Raw genomic sequence first — 23404 nt, forward strand, 5'->3', positions numbered from 1 at the left:
ACCATTCACCACGCAACGCCCGGCCCCCGCCGGGCGACGAGTCCAGGAGACCCTCATGGCCTATACCCTTCCGAAGCTGCCCTACGCCTACGACGCGCTCGAGCCGAACATCGACGCGAAGACGATGGAGATCCACTACACCAAGCACCACCAGACCTACATCAACAACGTCAACGCCGCGCTGGAAGGCACCGAGTACGCCGACCTGCCGGTCGAGGAACTGGTGGCCAAGATCAAGACGCTGCCGGAGAACCTGCAGACCGCGGTCCGCAACAACGGTGGCGGCCACTACAACCACTCGCTGTTCTGGCAGTGGCTCTCGCCCAACGGCGGCGGCGAGCCCAAGGGCGAAGTCGCCAAGGCTATCGAGGCCGACCTGGGCGGGTTCGAGAAGTTCAAGGAAGCCTTCACCAAGGCCGCGGTGAGCCGCTTCGGCTCCGGCTGGGCGTGGCTGGTGGTCACCCCGGACAAGAAGCTCAAGGTCACCAGCAGCGCCAACCAGGACAGCCCGCTGACCGACGGCGAGGTCCCGGTGCTGGGCCTGGATGTGTGGGAACACGCCTACTACCTGAAGTACCAGAACCGCCGCCCCGAGTACATCGGCGCCTTCTACAACGTCGTCAACTGGGACGAGGTGGAGCGCCGCTACAAGGACGCGATCGCCTGATCGCAGCCCCGCACGGGGCTATCCGCATCGCGCAGAAGGCCGGGCATGTCCCGGCCTTTTGCGTGAGTGGGGAATCGGGAATCTGTGGGGCGGGAATCGGGAATCGGGAATGGAGAATCGGCAAGAGCGGTTTCCCGCGAGCTCGTGCCGTCGCTGCAGGCTCTCTGGACTTCCCGTCCCGTGTGGCCCTGCCTTTGCGATTCTCCATTCCCGATTCCCGATTCCCGCCGCTTCACTGCAGCACGCTGGCAGGCAACTCGACCTCGGCCTGCAGCACCGGCTCGATCGCCGAGCGTGCCAGTTCCAGCCGGTAGCGGCCGGCGGCGATCTTCCATTGCCGTGCCTGCGGATCGTAGTCGGCCAGCACCCGGGGCTCGGCCACGATCTCGACCCGGCGGCGCTCGCCCGGTGCCAGTGCGACCTTCTCCCAGCCCGCCAGGCGGATCGGCGTCGCATGCCCCTGCGGCATGCGCAGATACAGCTGCGGTACCGCCGCGCCGGCGCGCGCGCCGGTGTTGGCGACCTCGACGCTGGCGACCAGGCGGCTGCCGTCGACCGTGGCTTGCAGGTCCTCGAAGGCGAAGCTGGTGTAGGACAGGCCGTGGCCGAAGGCGAAGGCGGGGACGAGACCGCGCGCGGCGAACCACTTGTAGCCGACGTTGGCGCCCTCGATGTCGTAGTCGATGCTGTCCCCGCCCGGTTGCGCGGGTGCGAAGCCCAGCCCCGGGATCGACGGCCGCGGCAGCTGCGATTCGTCGACCGGCCAGGTCACCGGCAGATGGCCTGAGGGATTGACCGCGCCGGTCAGCAGGTCGGCGATGGCCTTGCCGCCACCGATGCCGGGGTACCACGCCTGCAGCAGCGCCGGCACCTGCGCCAGCCAGGGCAGGCGCACCGGGCCGTTGGTCTCCAGCACCACCACGGTCCTGGGATTGGCCGCGGCGACGGCGGCGACCAGCGCGTCCTGGCCGTCGGGCAGGCGCATGTCCGGCAGGTCCACCGATTCGGCCGCCCACTGCGTGGCGAACACGATCGCCGCGTCGGCGGCGCGCGCGGCGCGTGCGGCGGCGGCCGGGTCGCTGCCGTCCACGTAGTCGATGCGCGTGCGCGGCAGTGCCGCGCGCAGGGCCTGCAGCGGCGAGGACGGGTGGAACACCACCGGGCCCGGCCAGCTGGTCGGGGCCAGGCCGGGCACCGCGTTGCCGCCCCGCGCGGTGTAGTCCACCCGCGAGGAGCCGCCGCCGGCGAGCACGCCCTTGTCGGCATGCCCGCCGACCACCAGCAGGCGGGCGGTGTCGGCGGGCAGCGGCAGCAGGTCGCCCTGGTTGCGCAGCAGCACGCTGCCCTCCTGGCTCACGCGGCGGGCGGCCAGCGTCCCGGCCTCGGCGTCGATGGCGCCGCGCTGCGGCGGATGGTCGAACGCGCCGTACGCGAACATGCTGCGCAGGATGCGCCGGACCATGTCGTCCAGCCGCGCGCGCGGCACCACGCCCGCCGACACCGCCATGCGCAGCGGCACGTCGAAGAACACGGCGTCGTCGAACACCTCGCCGGCCGACTGCTGGTCCAGCCCGGCCAGCGCGGCCCTGGAGCCGCTGTGCACGCCGCCCCAGTCGGACATGACGTAGCCGGGGAACTTCCACTGCTGCTTGAGCACCTGGTTGAGCAGGTAGTCGTGCTCGCAGCCGTAGACGCCATTGATCCTGTTGTAGGAGCACATCACCGAGCCGGGCCGGCCGATGCCCAGCGCGATCTCGAACGCCAGCAGGTCCGACTCGTGCATCGCCTGCACGCCGATCTGCGCGCTGTGGAAGTTGCGCCGGGTCTCCATGTCGTTGAGCGCGTAGTGCTTGATCGTGGAGATGACGTGCTCGCTCTGCACGCCGCGGATCGACTCGCCGACCATGACGCCGGCCAGCAGCGGGTCCTCGCCGGCGTACTCGAAGTTGCGGCCGTTGCGCGGGTCGCGCTGCAGGTTGACGCTGCCGGCCAGCAGCACGTTGAAGCCAAGCTGCCACGACTCGCGGCCCATGGTGCGGCCGCCCTCGAACGCCAGCGCACGGTTCCAGGTCGAGGCGGTGGCGGTGCCGGAGGGCATCGCGGTGGCGAAGTCGCCGGGGCGGATGCCGCCGGGGTTGGTGACGCCCAGTCCGGCGTCGGCCAGCTGCTGGGGCGGGACATGCAACCGCTCGATGCCGGGCACGTAGCCGGCCGAACCCAGCGCGCCGGCGGGGCGCGAGATCTTGTCCGTGCCCAGGCCGAAGTAGCTGCGCAGCATCGTGAACTTCTCGTCCTCGCTCATCTGCGCCAGCAGCAGTCCGGCGCGCCGGTCAGGGTCCAGCCGCGCATCCATCCAGGCCGGGGCTTGCGCGGCGGCGGGGACGGCGATGATCGCGGCCGCGGCCGCCAGCAGCAGCGCGATGGGGCGCCGGTGCCACGCTGTAATCGGTTCCATCTCGGGGCGTGACATGGCGTGCTTTCTCCGGTTGCGGTGTGGTGGGAGAGGGTGGGAGCGGATGGCCGGCAGCGTCGCGGGCCGGCCGGCATGCCTGCGCCGGGCCGGCCCCGCGCAGGCGGCCAGGGGCGTCCACGGTAACGGTCCGGCGGGTGCCGCGGCGGTGGCAAATGGTCGCGCCCGCCCGCGCCCGCTGGCCGTGGCGGGGGCCACTGTAGGCGCCTGCCCGGCGCGGGCCAATGCGCGGTGCAGCAAAGTGCGTTGATCCGGGGCGTGGTGGCGCCGGCCGCCGATACGGTAGGCTTGCGGCTTTGCCCGACCGGACCAGGCCTTGACGACGACACCGAACGCCGCCGCCGCGCGCTTGCCGCGGCAGATCCCCTTCATCATCGGCAACGAGGCCTGCGAGCGCTTCAGCTTCTACGGGATGCGCAACATCCTGGTGCAGTTCCTGATCACCTCGCTGCTGCTGCAGGAGATCACCGCGCCCGGCCGCGAGGCCGAGGCCAAGCACATCATGCACAGCTTCATGATCGGCGTGTACTTCTTCCCGCTGCTTGGCGGCTGGCTGGCCGACCGCTTCTTCGGCAAGTACCACACCATCCTGTGGTTCTCGCTGGTGTACTGCGCCGGCCACGCCTGCCTGGCGCTGTTCGAGGGCAGCCGCGGCGGGTTCTTCCTCGGCCTGGGGCTGATCGCGCTGGGCGCGGGCGGCATCAAGCCGCTGGTGGCCTCGTTCATGGGCGACCAGTTCGACCAGGGCAACAAGCACCTGGCGCGGGTGGTGTTCGACGCGTTCTACTGGATCATCAACTTCGGCTCGCTGTTCGCCTCGCTGCTGATCCCGCTGGCGCTGAAGAACCTCGGGCCGCAGTGGGCGTTCGGCATCCCCGGCATCCTGATGTTCGTGGCCACGCTGGTGTTCTGGCTCGGCCGCCACCGCTACGTGCGCGTGCCGCTGCCGCCCAAGGACCCGCATTCGTTCGCCAACGTGGCGCGCACCGCGCTGCTGGCGCAGGCGCCGGGGCAGGGCCGGCCGGGCCTGGTGCTGGCGGTCCTGGGCGTGCTGGCGGCGCTGGCCAGCCTGCTGCTGTCGGCCACCCTGGGCATCGTGATCGCGCTGTGCCTGGCGCTGGTGATCCTGCTGGCCGGCGTCGGCGGCGGCACCTGGTGGCAGCTCGAACGCGCCCGCGCGCTGCATCCGGACGCGGCGGTGGACGGCGTGCGCACGGTACTGCGGGTGCTGGTGATCTTCGCCCTGACCACGCCGTTCTTCTCGCTGTTCGACCAGAAGGCCTCGACCTGGGTGCTGCAGGGCCAGCAGATGACGATGCCGAGCTGGTTCACCGCCTCGCAGATGCAGGCGCTGAACCCGGCGCTGGTGATGATCCTGATCCCGTTCAACAACCTGGTGCTGTACCCGCTGCTGCGCAGGCTGGGCTGGGAGCCGACCGCGCTGCGCAGGATGACCGCCGGCATCGCCTTCAGCGGCCTGGCCTGGGTGGTGGTGGGCTCGCTGCAACTGGCGATCGATGGCGGCGACCCGGTGTCCATCGCCTGGCAGATCCTGCCGTACGCGCTGCTGACCTTCGGCGAGGTGCTGGTCTCGGCCACCGGCCTGGAGTTCGCCTACAGCCAGGCGCCGGCGCAGATGAAGGGCGTGGTGATGAGCTTCTGGAACCTGACCACCACGGTCGGCAACCTGTGGGTGCTGCTGTCCAACGCGGCGGTGCGCAACGACGTGGTGACCGGGCGCATCGCCGACACCGGGCTGAGCGAGGCCGCCTTCCTGATGTTCTTCTTCGCCGGCTTCGCGTTCCTGGCGGCGCTGGCCTTCGGCCTGTATGCCCGCACCTATCGCATGGTCGACAACTACCGTACTGCCTGAGGAAACCGCTGGATGATCACCCTGATCCTGATCGCCATCACCGCCGTGGTGTCGTGGATGGCGTTCAACAACCGCAAGCTGGCCGACCGGCTGATCCTGTGGCCGCCGGCGCTGTCGCGCAATCGCCAGTATGACCGCCTGGTGACCTACGGCTTCATCCACGCCGACCTCCCGCACCTGCTGTTCAACATGATCACGCTGTTCTTCTTCGGGCGGCCGATCGAGCAGGTGATGGGGCAGGTGACCGGCAGCGCGCTGACCTATCCGCTGTTCTACCTGGCGGCGCTGGTGGTCTCGATCCTGCCCAGCTACATCAAGAACCAGAAGAACCCCAACTACCTGAGCCTGGGCGCCTCGGGCGCGGTCTCGGCGGTGCTGTTCGCCTACATCCTGCTGGCGCCGTGGACCATCATCCTGGTGTTCTTCATCCCGGCGCCGGCGATCGTCTATGCGGTGTTCTACGTCGGCTACAGCATCTGGATGGACCGCCGCGGCGGCGATCGCATCAACCACAGCGCGCACCTGGCCGGTGCCGCGTTCGGCGTGATGTTCATGCTGATGATGGAGCCGCGGGTGCTGCAGGTGTTCCTGGAGCAACTGATGAACCCGCGCTTCGGCTGAGGGAGCGGGGCGGGGCCCGCAAGCCCGTGCGGCAGCGGCCTGTAGCAGTGAGCGTAGGAGCGGCCTACGGCTTGTCCGGGCATCGCGCCCGGGGCGTCAGGCCGCTTTTGCCGGCTCGCTGCCGCGCAGCTGCACGCCGGCGAGCTTGGTCTGCACGCCGTAGCTGGCGTACAGGCGGCGGTAGACCTCGCCGTCCAGCTGTTCGAACTCGGGGCCTTCGGTGTGGCCGGCGATCGCAAGTTGCAGCAGGCCTTCGAGCAGCGCCGCGCCGTCCGGATCGGTGTCCATGCTGGCGGGATCGAGTGGCTTCATGGGCGGGTCTCCGGAGCGGTGTCGGCGGGTCGGGTCCGGCTTGCCGGCGCGGGGTCGTGCCGGTTTCCAGGATCCCTCGATCGGGACTATCGGCAGCCGCGCGGCAGGCTTGAGGCCTCACTCCGGCATCCAACGGCGGGCCTCGTCGCAATCCGGTTTCACACCGCCACTGCACCGGCCTGGGGCACAATCCGCCGCGTTCAATACGGGGAATCGGCCATGGCCGGCACTTCAGCCGACATCCACCACGATCGCGCCAACGGCTGTTTCCTGACCGAGGTCGACGGCAACACCGCACGGCTGGACTACGACCTCGACACGGGGGCGGGCCGGCTGGTGGTCACCCACACCGGGGTTCCCGAGGCCATCGGCGGGCGCGGCATCGCCGCGGCGCTGATGACGGCGTTGCTGGAGTTCGCCCGAGACGAGCGGATCAAGGTGGTACCGGCCTGCTCCTATGCGGCGGCCTTCATGCGGCGGCATCCCCAGTACGCCGACCTGCTGGCGTGACTTTGGCCATCGCATCCGTACAGGCATAGACTTTCACGCAAATCCATGGAGCGCGAGATGTACAGGTTAGGGAAGGGGACCGCGCTGTCGGTCCTGGCACTGGCGACGATGCTGGCGCTGGCGGCATGCAAGCGCGAGCCGGCCGCCGCGCCGGCCGATACCGCCACGGCTGCGCAGCCGGCCCCGGTGGACGAAGCCGTGTCCGACGACCCGGCCGAACTCAAGGACGTCATCGAGAACACTCCGAGCTACGTGGTGGGCATCAGCTATCCGCCGGTGGCGGCCAAGTACCCCGGGCTGGCGCAGGCACTGCATGCCTACGCCGAGGCCGCGCGCGCCGAATTGATGCAGGCGGTGGAAGGGCTGGGCAACGACAGGCCCACCGCGCCGTACGAACTGTCGCTGAGCTTCGAGCAGAGGCTCGACACGCCCTCGCTGGTCGCGGTGGCCGCCGACGGCAGCCGCTATACCGGCGGCGCCCACGGCGAGCCGCTGGTGGCGCGCTTCGTGTGGTTGCCGCAGCAGCAGCGCATGCTCGAGGCGCGCGAGCTGATCACCTCGGCCGACGGCTGGCGCGCGGTCGGCGGCTATGCGGCGGCGCAGTTGCGCGCGAAGGTGGAGGCGCGCGCCGACAGCGAGCAGCTGTCGCCGGAAGACCGGCAGGCGCTGGTCAGCGGCTCGGAGAAGATGATCGCCGAGGGGACCGCGGCCGATCCGGACAATTTCAGCCAGTTCGAGCCGGTGGTGGACGGCGCCGGCAGGATCACCGCGCTGAGGTTCGTTTTCCCTCCGTACCAGGTGGGTCCATACTCGGACGGCACCCAGTGGGTCGAAGTGCCTGCCTCGGTGCTGCTTCCGCACGTGGCGCCCGACTACGCGGGGCTTTTCGCCAACTAGCTGCCAGGAGACGGCGTCGTGACCGCACATCTGCAACATCGCGTCGAGGGCCTGCTGGCCGAAGCGGATGTACAGGTGGGCGGCAACCGTCCGCAGGACATCGCCGTGCACGACCCGCGCTTCTACGCGCGGGTGCTGGCGCAGGGATCGCTGGGCCTGGGCGAGAGCTACATGGAAGGTGGCTGGGACGCCAATTCGCTGGATGCGTTCCTGTGCCAGCTGATGAGCGCCGGCCTGGACGAGCGCGTGCATGGCTGGAGCGAGATCTGGGATGCCCTGCGGGCGCGGGTGTTCAACCTGCAGGCCGGACGCGGAAGCTACGAGGTCGGCAAGCGCCACTACGACCTCGGCAACGATCTCTACCGCGCGATGCTGGGCAGCCGCATGGTCTACAGCTGCGGCTACTGGCGCCATGCCGACAACCTCGACGATGCCCAGCTGGCCAAGCTCGACCTGGTGTGCCGCAAGCTGGGGCTCAAGCCCGGCCAGCGGGTGCTGGACATCGGCTGCGGCTGGGGCGAGGCGCTGAAGTACGCCTGCGAGCGCTACGGTGTGAGCGGCGTCGGCGTGACCATTTCCGCACAGCAGGCCGAGTACGCGCGCCAGCTGTGCGCCGGGCTGCCGGTGGAGATCCGGCTGCAGGACTACCGCGAGCTGGACGAGCGGTTCGATGCCATCCTCTCGATCGGCATGTTCGAGCATGTCGGCGACAAGAACTACCGCACCTATTTCGAGACGGCTCGGCGCTGCCTGCGCGACGATGGGCTGTTCCTGCTGCACAGCATCGGCACCAACGTCAGCCGGCATCGCACCGATCCGTGGATCGCGCGCTACATCTTCCCCAACTCGATGCTGCCCTCGGCCGCACAGGTCGCCACGGCCAGCGAAGGCCTGTTCGTGATGGAGGACTGGCACAACTTCGGCCCGGACTACGACCGCACGCTGCAGGCATGGCGCAGCAACGTCGAGGCGCGCTGGGACCTGCTCGATTCCCGCTACGACGAGCGCTTCCGTCGCATGTGGCGTTTCTACCTGTCCGGTTCGATGGCCACCTTCCGCTGCCGCCATGCGCAGCTGTGGCAACTGGTGCTGTCGCCGCACGGGGTGCCGGGCGGCTACGTCGCCCCGCGCTGACCCGCGTGCGCGAAGCGCTGGCGGCGTACATCGTGCTGGCCAAATTTTGACCAACGCAAGGCAGGCGACCGCGACGCAAGGGCTGCGCGGAGTTATCCACACGTTTGTGGCGCTTTCATCCACTGCCGCTGTGGAAAACCGCGGCTCGCCGATCGCCTTGCCGCGTCCGCGCGGGGAACGCTTGGCACGGCGGCACAGGTCGGGCCACGTTCCCGGCGTGCATGAAGCGACCCGGACATCGCTGCGGCGACTGCGTAGGGCCGACCTGCGAAGTCTTCGTGGTGCGGTCATGTCGACGCCCGTAGCACGGGTAAGCGAGGCGCACCCGGGATGGCCGGTGTCCCGGGTACGCATCGCTTACCCGGGCTACCGAACCGGGCTGCGTCACGGCCCCGCAACGAAAAGCGCCGCCCGGGGTCCGGGCGGCGCCATGCCCGCAGGATCGCGGTGGCGGCTCAGTTGCCGCCGGCGGTCAGGCCCCGCTTCTCCAGCAGCGGCTCGATCTGCGGCTCGTGGCCGGCGAAGTCGCGGAACAGCTGCATCGCATCGACGCTGCCGCCCTTGGACAGCAGCGTGGCGCGGAAGCGGTCGCCGTTGGCGCGGCTCAGGCCGCCGTTCTGGCGGAACCACTGCTGGGTGTTGGCGTCCAGCACTTCCGACCAGATGTAGGCGTAGTAGCCGGCCGCGTAGCCGCCCATGATGTGGCTGAAGTAGGGAGTGCGGTAGCGCGGCGGCACCGGCGGGTAGGCGATCCCGTCCTTGGCCAGCGCCTTGGCCTCGAAGTCCATGACGCCGCCGCCGGCCGGCACCTGCTCGGCGCCGATCTGGTGCCAGTTCTGGTCCAGCATCGCCGCGCCCAGGTACTCGGTGGTGGCGAAGCCCTGGTTGAACTTGGCCGCGGCCACCACCTTGTCCAGCAGTTCCTGCGGCATCGCCGCGCCGGTCTGGTAGTGCTTGGCGTAGTTCTTCAGGATCGACGGCCAGTCGGCCCACATCTCGTTGACCTGCGAGGGGAACTCGACGAAGTCGCGCGGCACGCTGGTGCCGGAGAAGTAGGGGTACTTCACGTTCGAGAACATGCCGTGCAGGGCGTGGCCGAACTCGTGGAAGGCGGTGGTGACCTCGTCCCAGGTCAGCAGCGTCGGCTGGCCGGCCGGCGGCTTGGGGACGTTGAGGTGGTTGGCGACCACCGGCTTGTCGCCGGTCAGGCCGGACTGGGAGACGTAGGAGTTCATCCACGCGCCGCCGCGCTTGGAGTCGCGCGCGTACGGGTCGAAGATGAAGATCGCCAGCTGGCTGCCGTCGGCGTCGATCACGTCGTAGACGAAGGTGTCGTCGCGGTACTTGGGCAGGTCGTGGCGTTCCTTGAAGGTCAGCCCGTACTCCTGGTTGGCGGCGTAGAACACGCCGTTCTCCAGCACGTTCTTCATCTCGAAGTACGGCTTGAGCTGCGATTCGTCGAAGGCGTACTTGGCCTGGCGCACCTTCTCGCTGTAGTAGGCCCAGTCCCATGCCTGCAGCTGGAAGGTCGGCTTGCCGGCGGCCTTCTGCTCGGCATCGATCATCGCCTGCAGTTCGGCGGCCTCGCGCCTGGCGTTGGCCACCGCCGGCGGCGCCAGCTGGCCGAGCATGGCGTTGACCGCCTCGGGGGTCTTGGCGGTCTGGTTCTGCAGCGAGTAGGCGGCGAAGGTCGGGAAACCGAGCAGCCTGGCCTTGTTGGCGCGCAGGGTCATGATCCGCGACACCAGCGCGGTGTTGTCGTACTCGCCGCCGCGGCTGCCGCGGTTGATGGACGCCTCGTAGATCTTCTGCCGCAGCGCGCGGTCCTGGAGGTTGGTCAGCGGCGGCTGGCCGGTGGTGTTGAGCAGCGCGATCACGTACTTGCCGTCCAGCTTGCGCGACTTGGCGGCCTCGGCGGCGGCGGAGACCTGCGCGTCGGACAGGCCGGCGAGCTGGGCCTTGTCCTCGACCACGACCGCCGAGGCGTTGACCTCGTTGAGCACGTTCTGGCTGAACTGGGTGCCGAGCCTGGCCAGCTCGGCGTTCATGTCCTTGAGCTTGGCCTTGTCGGCATCGGACAGCTGCGCGCCGGCGCGCACGAAGTCGTCGTGGTACTTCTCCACCAGGCGCAGGCCCTCGGCGTCCAGGCCGAGCTGGCTGCGGGTGTCGTACAGCTTCTTGATGCGGGCGAACAGCTTGCCGTTGAGCGAGATCGCGTCGCGGTGGGCGGCGAACCTGGCCGAGTAGTCGGCCTGCAGCTTCTTGCGGGTGTCGTTGGTGTCGGTGCCGACCAGGTTGAAGAACACGGTGGTGGCGCGGTCCAGCACCTGCCCGCTGTTCTCCAGCGCGATCAGGGTGTTGTCGAAGGTGGGCGCGGCCGGATTGTTGGCGATGGCCTCCACTTCCTTCAGCTGCTCGGCCATGCCGGCATCGAAGGCGGGCGCGAAATCGCTGTCCTTGATCTTGTCGAACTGCGGATAGTGCAGCGGCAGCGGGCTCTCGGCGAAGAACGGATTGGCCTGGACGGCGGCCTGGCCTGCGGCGGCGGGCGCGGCGATGGAGTAGGCGGGCATGGCGAGTCCCAGGGTCGCGGCCAGCGCGACGGCAAGGCGGGTGGTCAAGGCGGTTTCCTCCGTTGGTGTCAGCCCCCGAGGCTAACCGATCCGGCGCCCGCCAGCCCGTGACTAAAGCCATGTTGCCCGGGCCGGGTAGAGCCGAGCTTGCTCGGCCGGGGCTTTTCCCGCGATTTGGCCAAAGAGCGGCCGAGCCCCCGAAAAGGGGATGCAAGCACAGGCTCGGCTCTACGCGTAGCGGCCCATGGGCCGCTACTTCTCGACGAAGGCGCGCTCGAACACGTAGTCGCCGGGGCTGCCGATGCGCATCGAGGCGGTGAAGCCGCGCGCATCGAGCAGGGTGCGCAGGTCGGCCAGCATCTGCGGGCTGCCGCAGATCATCGCGCGGTCGTTGGCCGGGTCCAGCGTCGGCAGGCCCAGGCTGCGCTGCATCTCGCCGCTTTCCAGCAGCGCGGTCAGGCGGCCCTGGTTGCGGAACGGCTCGCGGGTCACCGCCGGGTAGTACAGCAGCTTCTCGCGGATGATCTCGCCGAGGAACTCGTGCTGCGGCAGCTCGTTCTCGAAATAGTCGCGGTAGGCCAGGTCCTGCTCGTAGCGCACGCCGTGGGTGAGGATCACCTTGTCGAAGCGCTCGTAGGTCTCCGGGTCCTTGATCACCGACAGCCACGGCGCCATGCCGGTGCCGGTGCCCAGCAGGTACAGGTGGCGGCCCGGATGCAGGTCGCTGATCAGCAGCGTGCCGGTGGGCTTCTTGCCGACCAGCACCTGGTCGCCGGGCTGGATGTGCTGCAGGCGCGAGGTCAGCGGGCCGTTGGGCACCTTGATGCTGAAGAACTCGAGCTGCTCCTCCCAGTTGGCGCTGGCGATGGAGTAGGCGCGCAGCAGCGGGCGGGTCTCGGTCTCCAGCCCGATCATCACGAACTGGCCGTTGTCGAAGCGGAAGCCGTCGCTGCGCGTGGTGCGGAAGCTGAAGTAGGCGTCGGTCCAGTGGCGGACCTCAAGCACCGTTTCGGTGCCGAAAGCAGAAGACATGCGGTTGATCGTCGGAGGAGTGAACCCCGGCATTCTAGCCTGGATGAGAGGCGCTCTCATTAACGGGCCGGGCAATGCCGGCAATTCTAGTGCATGGCCCGGCCGCCCGCCTGCGGCCGGTTGCCGCCGTTCAGCGGTAGCCCGCCGCCTGCAGCTCGAACAGCTCGGCGTAGCGGCCGCCTTCGGCCATCAGCTGCTCGTGGGTGCCGCTGGCTTCGATGCGGCCGTCGGCCAGCACCAGGATGCGGTCGGCCATGCGCACGCTGGAGAAGCGGTGCGAGATCAGCACCGCGGTGCGGTTGTCCGACAGCTCCTTGAAGCGCTGGAACACCTCGTACTCGGCGCGCGCGTCCAGCGCCGCGGTCGGCTCGTCGAGGATCATCACTTGCGCGTCGCGCATGTAGGCGCGGGCGATCGCCAGCTTCTGCCACTGGCCGCCGGACAGGTCCACGCCGGTCTTGAAGCGGCGCCCGATCAGCTGCTCGTAGCCGTGCGGCAGCGACTCGATCACCTCGTCGGCCAGCGCCCGGTGCGCGGCGTCGCGGATGCGCGGCGCGTCGTCCATCGCCTCGATGCGGCCGACGCCGATGTTCTCCCCGGCACTGAGGTGGTAGCGCACGAAATCCTGGAAGATGACGCCGATGTTGGCGCGCAGGTCGTCCAGGTCGTAGTCGCGCAGGTCGCGGCCGTCGAGCAGGATGCGGCCCTCGTCCGGGTCGTACAGGCGCGCCAGCAGCTTGACCAGGGTGGTCTTGCCGGCGCCGTTCTCGCCGACCAGCGCCAGCACCTCGCCGGCGCGCAGCTCGAAATCGAGGTGGCGCACCGCCCAGCGCTCGCTGTCGGGGTAGCGGAAGCCGACGTCCTCGAACACGAAGCCGCGGGCGATCGGCCGCGGTACCGGCACTGCATCCGGGCGCGAGGCGATCTCCGGCTCGATCTCGAAGAAGGAGAACAGGTCGTCCAGGTACAGCGCCTGCCCGGCCACCTGCGAGAAGCCGACCAGCAGGCCCTCGAGCAGCTGGCGCAGGCGCAGGAAGCTGGCGGCCAGGAAGGTGAGGTCGCCGATGCTGAAGTCGCCGTGGACGGTACGCCAGGCGATGTAGCCGTAGGCCGCGTAGTAGCCCAGCGTGCCCAGCGCCGCCAGCAGCGTGCCCCACAGCGCGCGGCGGCGGGCCAGCGCACGGTTGGCCGCGAACAGCCGCTCGGCCAGCGTGCGGTAGCGATCGACCAGGAAGCGGTGGAGGTTGAAGATCTTCACCTCCTTGGCCGTTTCCACGCTGGCGCCGACCTGGCGCAGGTACTCCAGCTCGCGCCGCTCCGGCGTCCACTGGAAGTTGAGCGAATAGCCCTGGGCGTTGAAGTGCGACTCGCCGATGAAGGCCGGCACCAGCGCCAGCGCCAGCAGCGCGATCAACCATGGCGCGTAGACCAGCAGGCCCACCGCCAGGCTGGCCACGGTGACCGCGTCCTGCACCTGGCCGAACAGCTGGCTCATCAGGTTCATGCGGCCCATGGTCTGGCGCCGCGCCCGTTCCAGCTTGTCCTGCAGGTCCGGGTCCTCGAAGTCCTCGAGGTCCAGCGTCGCGGCGTGTTCCATCAGCCGCACGCTGGTGGCGTTGGTGAACAGCTCCGACAGCAGCGTGTCGGCGTAGCTGACCATGCGCCCGAACAGGTCCGAGCCGACCGCCAGCGCCAGTTCCAGCGCCAGCAGTTCCAGCAGCCGGTGCAGCTGGCCGCTGGCCAGCGCGGCGCCGAGCGATTCGAAGCTTGCCCCGGCACCGGCCAGCCGCACCACCTCGTCGATGATCAGCTTGCCGATGTACAGCGTGGCCACCGGCATCAGCGCGCGCACCAGGCGCAGGCCGAGGCTGGCGGCGGTCAGCCAGGGGCTGGTCTGCCAGATCTGCCGCAGGAACGGCGGCAGGTTGCGCATGGCCTTGAAGCGTTCGCGCAGGCTGGGGCGCTGGCCGGAGGCGGCGGGGAAGGGGGGAGGCATGGGGCGATTGTGGCCCATCGCGCCCGGCGGTGGCATCGGTGATGCCGCCCGCCGGCGGCCGCGAGGGCGCCGGGCTGGGGGATCAGCCGTTCTCGTCCAGGTCGAGCTCGGCGGTCGAGTCGGGCCCGCCCTGGTGGTCGGCGCCGCGCACCGCCTGCCCCGGCTTGCCGAACGAACGGCTGCCGTCGTCGATGTTGAGCAGGTTGCGGACCTCGCGCACGCCCTCGACCGCTTCGACCAGGCGGCCGGCGTCGAGCTTCGTCTGGCGGCTGGGGACGTCGCCGCTGAGCGTCACCACGCCCTGGTCGAGGCCGACCAGGATCTCGCCGGCGTCGATGCCATCGGCATCGGCCAGGGTGCGGATGACCTCGTCGGCGATCAGGCCGTCGGTGCGGGCGGTGGGCATGGCAGGCTCCAATCCTTCGGGAGCCGGCACTATCTGCCCGCGCGCGTTAGCGCCGCGCCAACATCCTCACTCGTCCAGGCGCAGGGTCAGGCACTTGGCCGAGCCGCCCGCGCGCAGGAACTCGTCCAGCGCCGTCTGCACCACCCGGTAGCCGAAGCCGGCCAGCGCCCGCTGCAGCGCCGGGCTGGCCCGGTGCATCGCCACCGCCTCGTCGAGGTCGACGGCGTTGCAGGCGAAATCGAGCGCATCGGCCTCGCCGACGGCGATCCGCAGGTGCGGCGGCACCCGCGCCTCGATCGCCTGGCGCGAGGCGGCATCGAAGGCGGCCGGGAAGTACAGCAGGCGGCCGCCGCGCAGCGGGCAGAAGCAGGTGTCCAGGTGGTAGAAGCGCGGATCGACCAGGCGCAGCGGCACCACCGGCAGGTCGAGCATGCGCTCCAGCTCGGCGGCCGCGGCCAGGTCGCTGCGGTGGCCGTGGCCCATCCACAGGCGGCGCTCGCCGCGGTCGAGCAGGGCGTCGCCGGCGCCCTCGAAGAAGATCGCTCCGGGCAAGCGGCGGATGCGGAAGCCGGCGCGCTCGAACCAGTCGATGAACAGCGCTTCCTCGCCGCGCCGCTCGGGATGGCGGAAGCGGCTGGGCACGAAGTCGTTGCCGAGCACCAGCCCGGCGTTGGCCGAGAACGGCATGTCCGGCAGGCCGGCGCCCGGCGGCACCTGCTCGATGACGGCGCCGGCGGCGCCCAGGGCGTCGTGCAGCGCCTGCCACTGCGCCGTCGCGCGGTGGCGGTCGGCGCGATGCACCTGGCCCTCCATCCATGGGTTGATGACGTACTCGACCGCGAAGTGGCCGGGAGGGCACATCAGCAGGCGGTGCAGCGGGGTGCCGCGGCGCTCCGCCGCCGGCGATGCATGTGCCAGGGCATCGTTCGCCGGTGGCGCCTCGGCAGTCCAGATGCCGCTGTCGTGGTGGCCGTTCATCGCCGTTCTCCAGGTGGGGATGGGCAGACGCTAAGCGGCCGGTGTTGCGGCGATGTTTCCGTCGCGCGGCGATGTAGCGGAAGCGCGGGCTGCAAGCCCGATGCCGGGCCGGTTGCAGGCATCGGTCACCGCCATCGCCGTGCATCGGCCTTGCGTGGCGGTCGGCCGGGTCCGGCTTCGGTGCGATCCGTCGGCGCGGGCGGCCAGGGACCGGTGCGCCTGGACGGGTTCGCCACTGTCCATGCCGACTGGGACGAAACAGCGCATGTCGCCGCGACAGCCGGCGGGACCGCCGCTTTGCCCTAAAATGGCCGGGATTCCGCCAGCCAAAGAGCCAGCCGTGATGACATCGATCAGACAGGAAGACCTCGTCCAGAGCGTTGCAGACGCACTGCAGTACATCAGCTACTACCACCCGGTCGACTACATCAAGAACCTGACCGCCGCCTACGAGCGCGAACAGTCGCCGGCGGCCAAGGACGCGATGGCGCAGATCCTGATCAACTCGCGCATGTGCGCCGAGGGCCATCGCCCGATCTGCCAGGACACCGGCATCGTCACCGTGTTCCTGAAGATCGGCATGGACGTGCGCTGGGACGACGCCACCATGGGCGTGGAGGACATGGTCAACGCGGGCGTGCGCCGCGCCTACCTCGACCCGGACAACAAGCTGCGCGCCTCGGTACTGGCCGACCCGGCCGGCAAGCGCCAGAACACCCGCGACAACACCCCCGCGGTGGTCAACGTCAGCATCGTGCCGGGCAACACCGTCGAGGTGATCGTCGCCGCCAAGGGCGGCGGCTCGGAAGCCAAGAGCAAGTTCGCCATGCTCAACCCGTCCGACTCGATCGTCGACTGGGTGCTCAAGACCGTGCCGACCATGGGCGCCGGCTGGTGCCCGCCGGGCATGCTCGGCATCGGCATCGGCGGTACCGCCGAGAAGGCGATGCTGATGGCCAAGGAGGCGTTGATGGAGCCGATCGACATCCAGGAGCTGGTCGCGCGCGGGCCGTCCAGCCGCGCCGAGGAGCTGCGCCTGGAACTGTACGAGAAGGTCAACGCACTGGGCATCGGCGCGCAGGGCCTGGGCGGGCTGACCACGGTGCTCGACATCAAGATCAAGGACTACCCGACCCATGCCGCCAACCTGCCGGTGGCGATGATCCCCAACTGCGCGGCCACCCGCCACGCCCACTTCGTGCTCGACGGCAGCGGCCCGGTCACGCTCGACCCGCCGTCGCTGGAGGACTGGCCCAAGCTCACCTACGACCCGCGCAACGCGCGCCGGGTGGACCTGGACACGATCACCCGCGAGCAGGTGGCCGAGTTCAGGCCGGGCGAGGTGCTGCTGCTCAACGGCAAGCTGCTGACCGGCCGCGATGCCGCGCACAAGCGCATGGTCGACATGCTCAACAAGGGCGAGACGCTGCCGGTCGATTTCACCGACCGCTTCATCTACTACGTCGGCCCGGTCGATCCGGTGCGCGACGAGGTGGTCGGCCCGGCCGGCCCGACCACCGCCACGCGCATGGACAAGTTCACCCGGCAGATGCTCGAGCAGACCGGCCTGCTGGGCATGGTCGGCAAGTCCGAGCGCGGCCCGGCGGCGATCGAGGCGATCGCCGACAACAAGGCGGTTTACCTGATGGCGGTCGGCGGCGCGGCCTACCTGGTGTCCAAGGCGATCAAGGCCAGCCGGGTGGTGGCGTTCGCGGAGCTGGGCATGGAGGCGATCTACGAGTTCGAGGTCAAGGACATGCCGGTGACCGTGGCCGTGGACGCGCAGGGCACCTCGGTGCACAAGACCGGCCCGCGCGAGTGGCAGGCGAAGATCGGCAAGATCCCGGTACTGGTGGAGTAACGCCGCGGCGCCGCGGCGTGCGAAGGAGGGCCGGGTTATGCTCGGCCTTTCTCGTATCGGGACAGCGGCGATGCCTCCGCGCTGGAAGACCCTGCTGCTTGGCTGTGTCCTGGGCTGTGCAGGCGCGGGCATGGCCTGGCCGGTGGTGGCGCAGTCCTCGAAGGTGCTGTTCCCGTCCCCGGACTACGTGCCGGCGCCGTCGAAGTCGGCGTTTCCCGAGCCGTTGCCGGATCGGCCCGATGTGCCTGCGATCGTGCCGGAGGACGCGCCCGGCGCCACCGCGGCGGACCGCTGCCTGGCGCAATGCCAGGCGACCTAGGCCACCTGCCAGAACCAGCCGCATGACCTGGCGCGGTGCCAACCGGCATCGCGCGCGGCGGCTGCGGATCCATCGGGGATCCGGCCAGGCGCAATGCCTGTTTCGCGCAGGTCCAGGACTGCAGCATCCGTGGCGCGACCGACGTCTGCCAGTCGCAGCGCAGCCGTTGCCTGCGCACGTGTGGCAACTGAAGCCGGCCCCGGTGCGTGCGGCCCGCGGCCGGCATCGTGCCATCGGCTTCACTGCATGCGGCGCTAGCATTGCGGCCGTTGCCATCGAGGACGTCGAACATGCCTGTTTCCGGTGTATCCCCGGTCGTGGCGGAGGAGCTTCTCGCCGCCGGCCAGCCGGCTCCCGATTTCACCCTCAAGGCCACCCCCGACCAGACCCTGTCGTTGCACGAACTGCGCGGCAAACCGGTGATCCTGGCGTTCTATCCGGCCGACTGGAGCGCGGTGTGCGGCGACGAGCTGACACTGTTCAACCAGACCCTGCCGATGTTCAAGGAGCATGGCGCCACCTTGCTGGGCATCTCGGTGGACAGCGCCTGGTGCCACCAGGCCTTCATCCAGGCGCGCTCGCTGCATTTCGACCTGCTGGCCGACTTCGAGCCCAAGGGCGCGGTCGCCCGTGCCTACGGCGCCTACGATGCCGAGCACGGCTACTGCAAGCGCGCGCTGTTCGTGATCGACAAGGACGGCACGATCGCCTGGAGCTACCTGTCGCCGACGGCCGTCAATCCCGGTGCCGACGGCATCCTCGACGCGCTGGAGAAGCTGCCCGAATGAGTACGCTCAGAATCCCGGTCGGCCCCCAGGACCACGTCCGCGGCAATCCGGACGCGGCCGCCGTGCTGGTGGAATACGGCGACTACCAGTGCCCGTTCTGCGCCCAGGCGGTGCCGGCGATCGAGCAGTTGCGGCAGCAGTTCGGCGACGCGCTGTGCTTCGTGTTCCGCAACTTCCCGCTGGCCGATGCGCACCCGGAGGCCGTGCCTGCGGCGATGACGGCCGAGTATGCCGGCGCGAACGGGCGCTTCTGGGACGCGCACGACGCGCTGTACGCCAACCAGGACCAACTGGGCGAGGGCCTGTACGAGGCGATCGTCGCCGAAGCCGGGCTGCCGGTTTCCGGGCTGCGCCAGGCATTGCGGTCCGGCGAGTACGGGCAGCGCATCCAGCACGATTTCGAAGGCGGCGTCCGCAGCGGCGTCAACGGCACCCCGTGCTTCTTCGTCAATGGCCAGCGCTACGACGACGCGGACGGATTGCAGGGCCTGTTCGATGCCATCGCCGAGGCGACCGGAGCGAGCGGCCGCGACTGAGCCCGGGACGATTCCGGCGGCGGAAGGACTGGCGTATCTTCGCCTTTCCCCATGTCACAGGCCGAGATCGATGACCGCAACGCTCTACTACTCGCCCAGCACCGCCGCGCTGGTGGTGCACTGGCTGCTGATCGAACTGGAGGTCCCGCACGTGCTGCACGCGCTGGATTTCGACCGGCGCGAGCAGAAGTCGCCCGAGTACCTGGCGCTGAACCCGGCCGGCGTCGTGCCCACGCTGGTGCTCGATGGCCAGGTGCTGACGGAAGCGGCGGCGATCGCCATGCACCTGGCGGACCTGCATCCCGAGGCGGGGCTGGCGCCCGCACCGGGGACGCCGGCGCGGGCCGAGTACTACAAGTGGATGTTCTTCTGCGCCAATACGCTGCAGCCGGCCTATCGCGCCTGGTTCTATCCCGACGAGCCGGCGGGCGCGCAGAACGTCGAGGCGGCGAAGGAACAGGCGCGCATCCGCCTGGAGAGCGCATGGCAGCGCGTGGCCGAACATCTGCAGGCCAACGGTCCCTACCTGCTCGGCGCGCAGCTGTCGGCGGCCGATTTCATGCTCACCATGCTGATGCGCTGGTCGCGCAACATGCCGCGCCCGAGCGACGACTGGCCGGCGCTGAGGGCATACGCCGGGCGCATGAAGTCGCGGCCGGCGTTCAAGCAGACCTACCGCCGCGAGGGCATCGAGGACTGGACGTAGCGGTTCGCGGCGGCACCGCAACCCCGTGCCCGTTCGGCCGCCGCCGGTGCCGAAGGTGGGACGACCGCGCACGCTCGGCCGTTCGCGGCGCCGGCGGCGGCATCGGCTTCGGGAACGCCGGCCTTCGGTCTGGAGGCAGCCGCGCGCCCGGCGGTGGCGATCGGTCCTGTCCTGGCTGGGCACGCGGGTAGCGGGCGGACCTACCCGCGGCGTGGATACCTACCCGCTCCCCCTATTGACCGGATGTGCGCCTGCCATGGAGGGTGTAGCTGTCGGCAATGTCGGGAGACGACACATATGCCGGCGGATTCGCAATCGCGTCACCTGTGGGAGAGACCGGCGAAAGCCGGCGCCGAAGGAGCAACCGCCCCGGAAACTCTCAGGCAAAAGGACCATGGGGTGACGACGGGTCGTGCATGAGTCGGCACGTACCGATGTCGGCAGGCGGTTTTCCGGCGATTGCCGGAAACCGTGGCCGGCATGGCAACAAAATCTGGAAAGAGCCCGGTGCGAACATCCGGGCCGCCCAAGGGGTAATGCTCTCAGGCAGACATACAGATGGGGCGCCTTTCATCGTCTTGAACGGATAGGGCGCCATGTGCATGCATTCTGCATTCTTCTCTAGTTCCGCGATCGGGAAATAGTCCGCCCACGGCATTGCCGTGGGCGTTTTTCTTGCTGTGGGGTGCCGATGCCTGCATCGGCTGCCGATGGGAAAGCCTGGCCGCGATTCGGTCGCGGCCGTCGATTGGGTGTTGCCGCCTGCGGCAGCACCGCCGGAGTCGTGCCAGCGCAACAGACGTAACCGACCAATCCCTGTGATGACGGAGAGCGTGAGCATGAGAAAGAACCATGAAGCCATGGTGGCGAGTGTGCTCGTTTCGGCGATCGCCGCCTGCTTGATTCCTTTCAGGACATCGGCACAGGACGTGGGTGCGGGACAGCAGGAGGCGGATTCCAGGCCGACCGAGATGGAGGCGGTTAAGGTGAGCGCGCCGGTCACCGGCTCGCGCGTGGCACGCGACGGATTCAGCGCACCAACGCCGACCAATGTGCTGTCGACAGAAGAGATCAAGGCGCAGGCACCGGCCGACATCGCCACCTTCGTCAATACGCTGCCATCGGTGACCGGCAGCCAGAATTCCACCAGCAATTCCGGCAGCCTGAGCAGCGGCCTGGCCGGCATCAGCGCGTTGAGCCTGCGCGGGCTGGGAGCGGGGCGCACCCTGGTGCTGTTGGACGGGCAACGCTCGGTGCCGTCTTCCGGCACCGGCCTGGTCGATACCAATACCTTTCCTCAATCGCTGATCAGGCAGGTCGAAGTGGTCACCGGCGGCGCCTCCTCGGCCTACGGTTCGGACGCCATCGGCGGCGTGGTCAACTTCATCCTCGACCGCTACTACACCGGCATCAAGGGCACGGCCGAATATAGCCAGACCACCTACGGCGACAACAACGGCAACAAGTTCAACCTGACCGGCGGCTGGAGCTTCGGCGACGGCCGCGGCCACCTGCTGCTGAGTGCGGAGACGGTGCGCTCCGACGGCATCCATAGCCTCGATCGCGACTGGGCGAAGAAGGGCCATTTCGCCGCGCGGAACAGCGCGGCCAACATCGCCGCCGGCGGACCGACCTACGTCACCGGCGACGACATGGGGCCGACCACCTATACGCCCGGCGGCCTGGTGACCTCGGGGCCGCTGCGCGGCACCTATTTCGGCGTCGGCGGCAGCGTCAACCAGCTGGCCTACGGCGAAGAACTCACCAGCCCGTGGATGGTCGGCGGCGACTGGCAGACGACACTGGGCAACATGGTCGGCAGCAACTCGCTGGCGGCCGACGACGATCGCGACAGCGTGTTCGGCCGCGCCAGTTTCTGGGTGACGGATGCCTTCGAGGTGTTCGCGCAGGCCTCGTACGCCAGGTACGAGGGCCTGAGCTACTACATCCAGCCGACCCAGACCGGTGTCACCATCCAGGCCGACAACGCCTACCTGCCGCAGTCGGTGAAGACGCAGATGGACGAACTGGGCCTGGGCTCGCTGACCATCGGCACCAGCAATGCCGACATGCCCGCCTCCGGCAGCAGGATGAAGCGCGAGACCCAGCGCTTCGTGGTCGGCGGCGAAGGCAGCTTCGACTGGTTCGGCAAGGCCTGGAACTGGGATGCCTACTACCAGTACGGCAAGACCGAGAGCCGGGAGCAACTCACCGATACCTTCAATACCGCGCGCCTGGCGCTGGCCACCGACGCGGTGGTGGACCCGGACGGCGGCGTCGCATGCCGCTCCACGCTCGTCGATCCGGGCAACGGCTGCCTGCCGCTGAACCGCCTGGGCATCGGCGTGGCCGATCCGGACGCGCTGGCGTGGGTGCTGGGCGCACCGCGCCGCGACCAACGCTTCGAGCAGCAGGTGTTGGCGGTGAACTTCAACACCAACGAGATCCCCGGCTGGGCCGGCCCGATCTCGCTGGCCTTCGGCGCCGAGCACCGTACCGAGAAAATGTCCGGCCATGTCGACGAGCAATGGCGCAGCGGCTGGAAGTACGGGAATTTCCTGGTGACTTCGGGCGAATACGACGTTTCCGAAGCCTATGTCGAGACCGTGGTCCCGCTGTTCGCAGGCATGGATTTCAACGGCGCGGTGCGCTACACCGATTACAGCGAATCCGGCCAGGTGACCACCTGGAAAGCCGGCCTGGTGTACGCGCCGATCGAGGATATTGCGTTCCGTGCGACGGTTTCGCGCGACATCCGTGCACCCAACATGGAGGAGATGTTCGCCGCCGGTACCGCGCGCACCAACAATGCCACCATCCCGGTGAACGACAAGGGCTATGCCGCCGGCAGCCAGACCTTCCTGCAGAACCAGATCGGCAATCCGGACCTTGTGCCGGAAGAGGCCGATGCCCATGGCGTCGGCGTGGTCTTCAAGCCCGGATTCCTGCCCGGGTTCGCCGCCTCGGTGGACTACTACGACATCGAGATCAGCGGCGTGATCGCAACCATCAGCGTGGACGACACCGTCAGGTACTGCTTCGACAACGACCAGGAGTACTACTGCAACAACATCTTCAAGGACGCCAACGGAAACCTGACGACGGTCAACATCTACCCGCAGAACTTCAACACCATGCGTTCGCGCGGGCTGGACATCGAGCTCTCGTACAGGCGGGCCGCCGGTCCGGGTGAACTGACCCTGCGCGGCATGTTCACCCACTACATCGAGAACACCACCGACAACGGCGTCACCGCGATCAACGAAGCCGGAGAGAACACCAGTTCCACCCCCGACTGGCTCTACCGGCTCAGCGCGATGTACGACGTGGACGATTGGCGCTTCCACGCGACCGCACGCGGAGTGAGCAGCGGCGTGATCAGCAACGCCTACACCACGTGCACCCATTCGTGCCCGACCCTGACTGCGCCCTACTACACGATCAACGACAACCGCGTGGACGGGGAGGTCTATCTCGATGTCGGCCTCAGCCGCCGGTTCCGGATCGGTTCGGCCGGCGCGGAAGCGTATTTCAACATAGGCAACGTGCTCAACACCGATCCGGTGCTGGTTTCCAATCCCGAAAGCAGCGGCTCGGAGAACATGCCCGGCTACCCGCAGACCAATCGCAATCTGTACGACACCCTCGGCCGCACCTTCCGCGTCGGCCTGCGTCTCGAGTTCTGACTGGACGCGGCCGCGATGGCCGCTCGGTACTCCGCTACC

Annotated in this window: 19 protein-coding genes and 2 riboswitches; of the genes, 12 read left to right on the forward strand and 7 right to left on the reverse strand. The window is 68.9% G+C overall.

The annotated features are described in order from the left end of the window. The first annotated feature begins 55 nt into the window (after window positions 1–55). Window positions 56–667 carry a superoxide dismutase gene (locus LRX76_RS09935; protein ID WP_231804641.1) on the forward strand — a complete coding sequence of 204 codons (612 nt, stop codon included), beginning with the start codon at window positions 56–58 and terminating at the stop codon, window positions 665–667. Window positions 668–899: 232 nt separating this feature from the next. On the opposite strand, the gene LRX76_RS09940 is transcribed toward LRX76_RS09935, so the two are convergent. Then, a complete protein-coding gene (locus LRX76_RS09940; RefSeq protein ID WP_231804643.1) occupies window positions 900–3122 on the reverse strand; it encodes a glycoside hydrolase family 3 protein in 2223 nt (740 codons plus the stop codon). Window positions 3123–3453: 331 nt separating this feature from the next. Between LRX76_RS09940 and LRX76_RS09945 the strand changes: the two genes are divergently transcribed. Both LRX76_RS09945 and LRX76_RS09950 read left to right on the forward strand, forming a co-directional pair. Further along, window positions 3454–5010 carry an oligopeptide:H+ symporter gene (locus LRX76_RS09945; RefSeq protein ID WP_231804645.1) on the forward strand — a complete coding sequence of 519 codons (1557 nt, stop codon included), beginning with the start codon at window positions 3454–3456 and terminating at the stop codon, window positions 5008–5010. Between the two features lie 12 nt (window positions 5011–5022). Continuing rightward, window positions 5023–5631, forward strand: coding sequence for a rhomboid family intramembrane serine protease (locus tag LRX76_RS09950; RefSeq protein ID WP_231804647.1), 609 nt, complete (start codon window positions 5023–5025; stop codon window positions 5629–5631). Between the two features lie 96 nt (window positions 5632–5727). Here the strand turns inward: LRX76_RS09950 and LRX76_RS09955 are convergent, their stop codons facing one another. Further along, window positions 5728–5943 carry a hypothetical protein gene (locus LRX76_RS09955; protein ID WP_231804649.1) on the reverse strand — a complete coding sequence of 72 codons (216 nt, stop codon included), beginning with the start codon at window positions 5941–5943 and terminating at the stop codon, window positions 5728–5730. A gap of 219 nt (window positions 5944–6162) precedes the next feature. Here LRX76_RS09955 and LRX76_RS09960 point away from each other — a divergent pair, with 219 nt between their 5' ends. From LRX76_RS09960 to cfa, 3 genes are read left to right on the forward strand one after another with little or no spacing between them, the layout of a single operon-like run. Beyond that, complete coding sequence (locus tag LRX76_RS09960) at window positions 6163–6453, forward strand: GNAT family N-acetyltransferase (protein WP_231804651.1); 291 nt, start codon at window positions 6163–6165, stop codon at window positions 6451–6453. A 57-nt stretch (window positions 6454–6510) separates the two neighbouring features. Continuing rightward, window positions 6511–7350: a DUF3298 and DUF4163 domain-containing protein gene (locus LRX76_RS09965; RefSeq protein WP_231804653.1), complete on the forward strand. Its 840-nt coding sequence runs from the start codon at window positions 6511–6513 to the stop codon at window positions 7348–7350. Window positions 7351–7368: 18 nt separating this feature from the next. Next, a complete protein-coding gene (gene cfa / locus LRX76_RS09970; RefSeq protein ID WP_231804655.1) occupies window positions 7369–8484 on the forward strand; it encodes a cyclopropane fatty acyl phospholipid synthase in 1116 nt (371 codons plus the stop codon). A 455-nt stretch (window positions 8485–8939) separates the two neighbouring features. Here the strand turns inward: cfa and LRX76_RS09975 are convergent, their stop codons facing one another. From LRX76_RS09975 to LRX76_RS09995, 5 genes are all read right to left on the reverse strand, one after another. Next, a complete protein-coding gene (locus LRX76_RS09975; protein ID WP_231804657.1) occupies window positions 8940–11105 on the reverse strand; it encodes a M3 family metallopeptidase in 2166 nt (721 codons plus the stop codon). Window positions 11106–11309: 204 nt separating this feature from the next. Beyond that, entirely contained in the window at window positions 11310–12089 is a 780-nt protein-coding gene (locus LRX76_RS09980; protein WP_231804659.1) for a ferredoxin--NADP reductase, read from the reverse strand. A 130-nt stretch (window positions 12090–12219) separates the two neighbouring features. After that, a complete protein-coding gene (locus tag LRX76_RS09985; RefSeq protein WP_231804661.1) occupies window positions 12220–14085 on the reverse strand; it encodes an ABC transporter ATP-binding protein in 1866 nt (621 codons plus the stop codon). 82 nt (window positions 14086–14167) lie between these two features. Next, on the reverse strand, window positions 14168–14491 hold the full coding sequence (locus tag LRX76_RS09990) for a BON domain-containing protein (RefSeq protein WP_231804663.1): 324 nt from the start codon (window positions 14489–14491) through the stop codon (window positions 14168–14170). A 66-nt stretch (window positions 14492–14557) separates the two neighbouring features. Further along, window positions 14558–15469, reverse strand: coding sequence for an arginine deiminase-related protein (locus LRX76_RS09995; protein ID WP_231804665.1), 912 nt, complete (start codon window positions 15467–15469; stop codon window positions 14558–14560). Between the two features lie 343 nt (window positions 15470–15812). Between LRX76_RS09995 and LRX76_RS10000 the strand changes: the two genes are divergently transcribed. The 6 genes from LRX76_RS10000 (at window position 15813) to LRX76_RS10025 (ending at window position 23365) form a co-directional block, all read left to right on the forward strand. Then, window positions 15813–17330, forward strand: coding sequence for a fumarate hydratase (locus LRX76_RS10000; protein ID WP_231804668.1), 1518 nt, complete (start codon window positions 15813–15815; stop codon window positions 17328–17330). 70 nt (window positions 17331–17400) lie between these two features. After that, complete coding sequence (locus LRX76_RS10005; RefSeq protein WP_231804670.1) at window positions 17401–17649, forward strand: hypothetical protein; 249 nt, start codon at window positions 17401–17403, stop codon at window positions 17647–17649. Between the two features lie 290 nt (window positions 17650–17939). Next, window positions 17940–18437, forward strand: coding sequence for a redoxin domain-containing protein (locus tag LRX76_RS10010; protein WP_231804672.1), 498 nt, complete (start codon window positions 17940–17942; stop codon window positions 18435–18437). Next, entirely contained in the window at window positions 18434–18973 is a 540-nt protein-coding gene (locus LRX76_RS10015) for a thioredoxin domain-containing protein (protein ID WP_231804674.1), read from the forward strand. The genes LRX76_RS10010 and LRX76_RS10015 overlap by 4 nt, the downstream gene beginning before the upstream one ends. 70 nt (window positions 18974–19043) lie before the next feature. After that, complete coding sequence (locus tag LRX76_RS10020) at window positions 19044–19679, forward strand: glutathione S-transferase family protein (protein WP_231804676.1); 636 nt, start codon at window positions 19044–19046, stop codon at window positions 19677–19679. Window positions 19680–19996: 317 nt separating this feature from the next. After that, window positions 19997–20084, forward strand: a riboswitch (glycine riboswitch). 78 nt (window positions 20085–20162) lie between these two features. Then, window positions 20163–20247: riboswitch (glycine riboswitch) on the forward strand. Window positions 20248–20665: 418 nt separating this feature from the next. Continuing rightward, window positions 20666–23365: a TonB-dependent receptor gene (locus LRX76_RS10025; protein WP_231804678.1), complete on the forward strand. Its 2700-nt coding sequence runs from the start codon at window positions 20666–20668 to the stop codon at window positions 23363–23365. Window positions 23366–23404 lie beyond the last annotated feature (39 nt).

This window comes from Stenotrophomonas sp. MMGLT7, from assembly GCF_021168555.1.
Lineage (GTDB): Bacteria > Pseudomonadota > Gammaproteobacteria > Xanthomonadales > Xanthomonadaceae > MMGLT7.

What these genes read in the sequence shown, in the direction of transcription:
- LRX76_RS10020 (WP_231804676.1), top strand. Translation starts at nt 19,044, where the DNA reads ATGACCGCAACGCTCTACTACTCGCCCAGCACCGCCGCGCTGGTGGTG.
- LRX76_RS10005 (WP_231804670.1), top strand. Translation starts at nt 17,401, where the DNA reads ATGCCTCCGCGCTGGAAGACCCTGCTGCTTGGCTGTGTCCTGGGCTGT.
- LRX76_RS09950 (WP_231804647.1), top strand. Translation starts at nt 5,023, where the DNA reads ATGATCACCCTGATCCTGATCGCCATCACCGCCGTGGTGTCGTGGATG.
- LRX76_RS10000 (WP_231804668.1), top strand. Translation starts at nt 15,813, where the DNA reads ATGACATCGATCAGACAGGAAGACCTCGTCCAGAGCGTTGCAGACGCA.
- LRX76_RS09960 (WP_231804651.1), top strand. Translation starts at nt 6,163, where the DNA reads ATGGCCGGCACTTCAGCCGACATCCACCACGATCGCGCCAACGGCTGT.
- LRX76_RS10015 (WP_231804674.1), top strand. Translation starts at nt 18,434, where the DNA reads ATGAGTACGCTCAGAATCCCGGTCGGCCCCCAGGACCACGTCCGCGGC.
- LRX76_RS09990 (WP_231804663.1), bottom strand. Translation starts at nt 14,491, where the DNA reads ATGCCCACCGCCCGCACCGACGGCCTGATCGCCGACGAGGTCATCCGC.
- LRX76_RS09935 (WP_231804641.1), top strand. Translation starts at nt 56, where the DNA reads ATGGCCTATACCCTTCCGAAGCTGCCCTACGCCTACGACGCGCTCGAG.
- LRX76_RS09985 (WP_231804661.1), bottom strand. Translation starts at nt 14,085, where the DNA reads ATGCCTCCCCCCTTCCCCGCCGCCTCCGGCCAGCGCCCCAGCCTGCGC.
- LRX76_RS09955 (WP_231804649.1), bottom strand. Translation starts at nt 5,943, where the DNA reads ATGAAGCCACTCGATCCCGCCAGCATGGACACCGATCCGGACGGCGCG.
- LRX76_RS09995 (WP_231804665.1), bottom strand. Translation starts at nt 15,469, where the DNA reads ATGAACGGCCACCACGACAGCGGCATCTGGACTGCCGAGGCGCCACCG.
- LRX76_RS09980 (WP_231804659.1), bottom strand. Translation starts at nt 12,089, where the DNA reads ATGTCTTCTGCTTTCGGCACCGAAACGGTGCTTGAGGTCCGCCACTGG.
- LRX76_RS10010 (WP_231804672.1), top strand. Translation starts at nt 17,940, where the DNA reads ATGCCTGTTTCCGGTGTATCCCCGGTCGTGGCGGAGGAGCTTCTCGCC.
- LRX76_RS09965 (WP_231804653.1), top strand. Translation starts at nt 6,511, where the DNA reads ATGTACAGGTTAGGGAAGGGGACCGCGCTGTCGGTCCTGGCACTGGCG.
- LRX76_RS09940 (WP_231804643.1), bottom strand. Translation starts at nt 3,122, where the DNA reads ATGGAACCGATTACAGCGTGGCACCGGCGCCCCATCGCGCTGCTGCTG.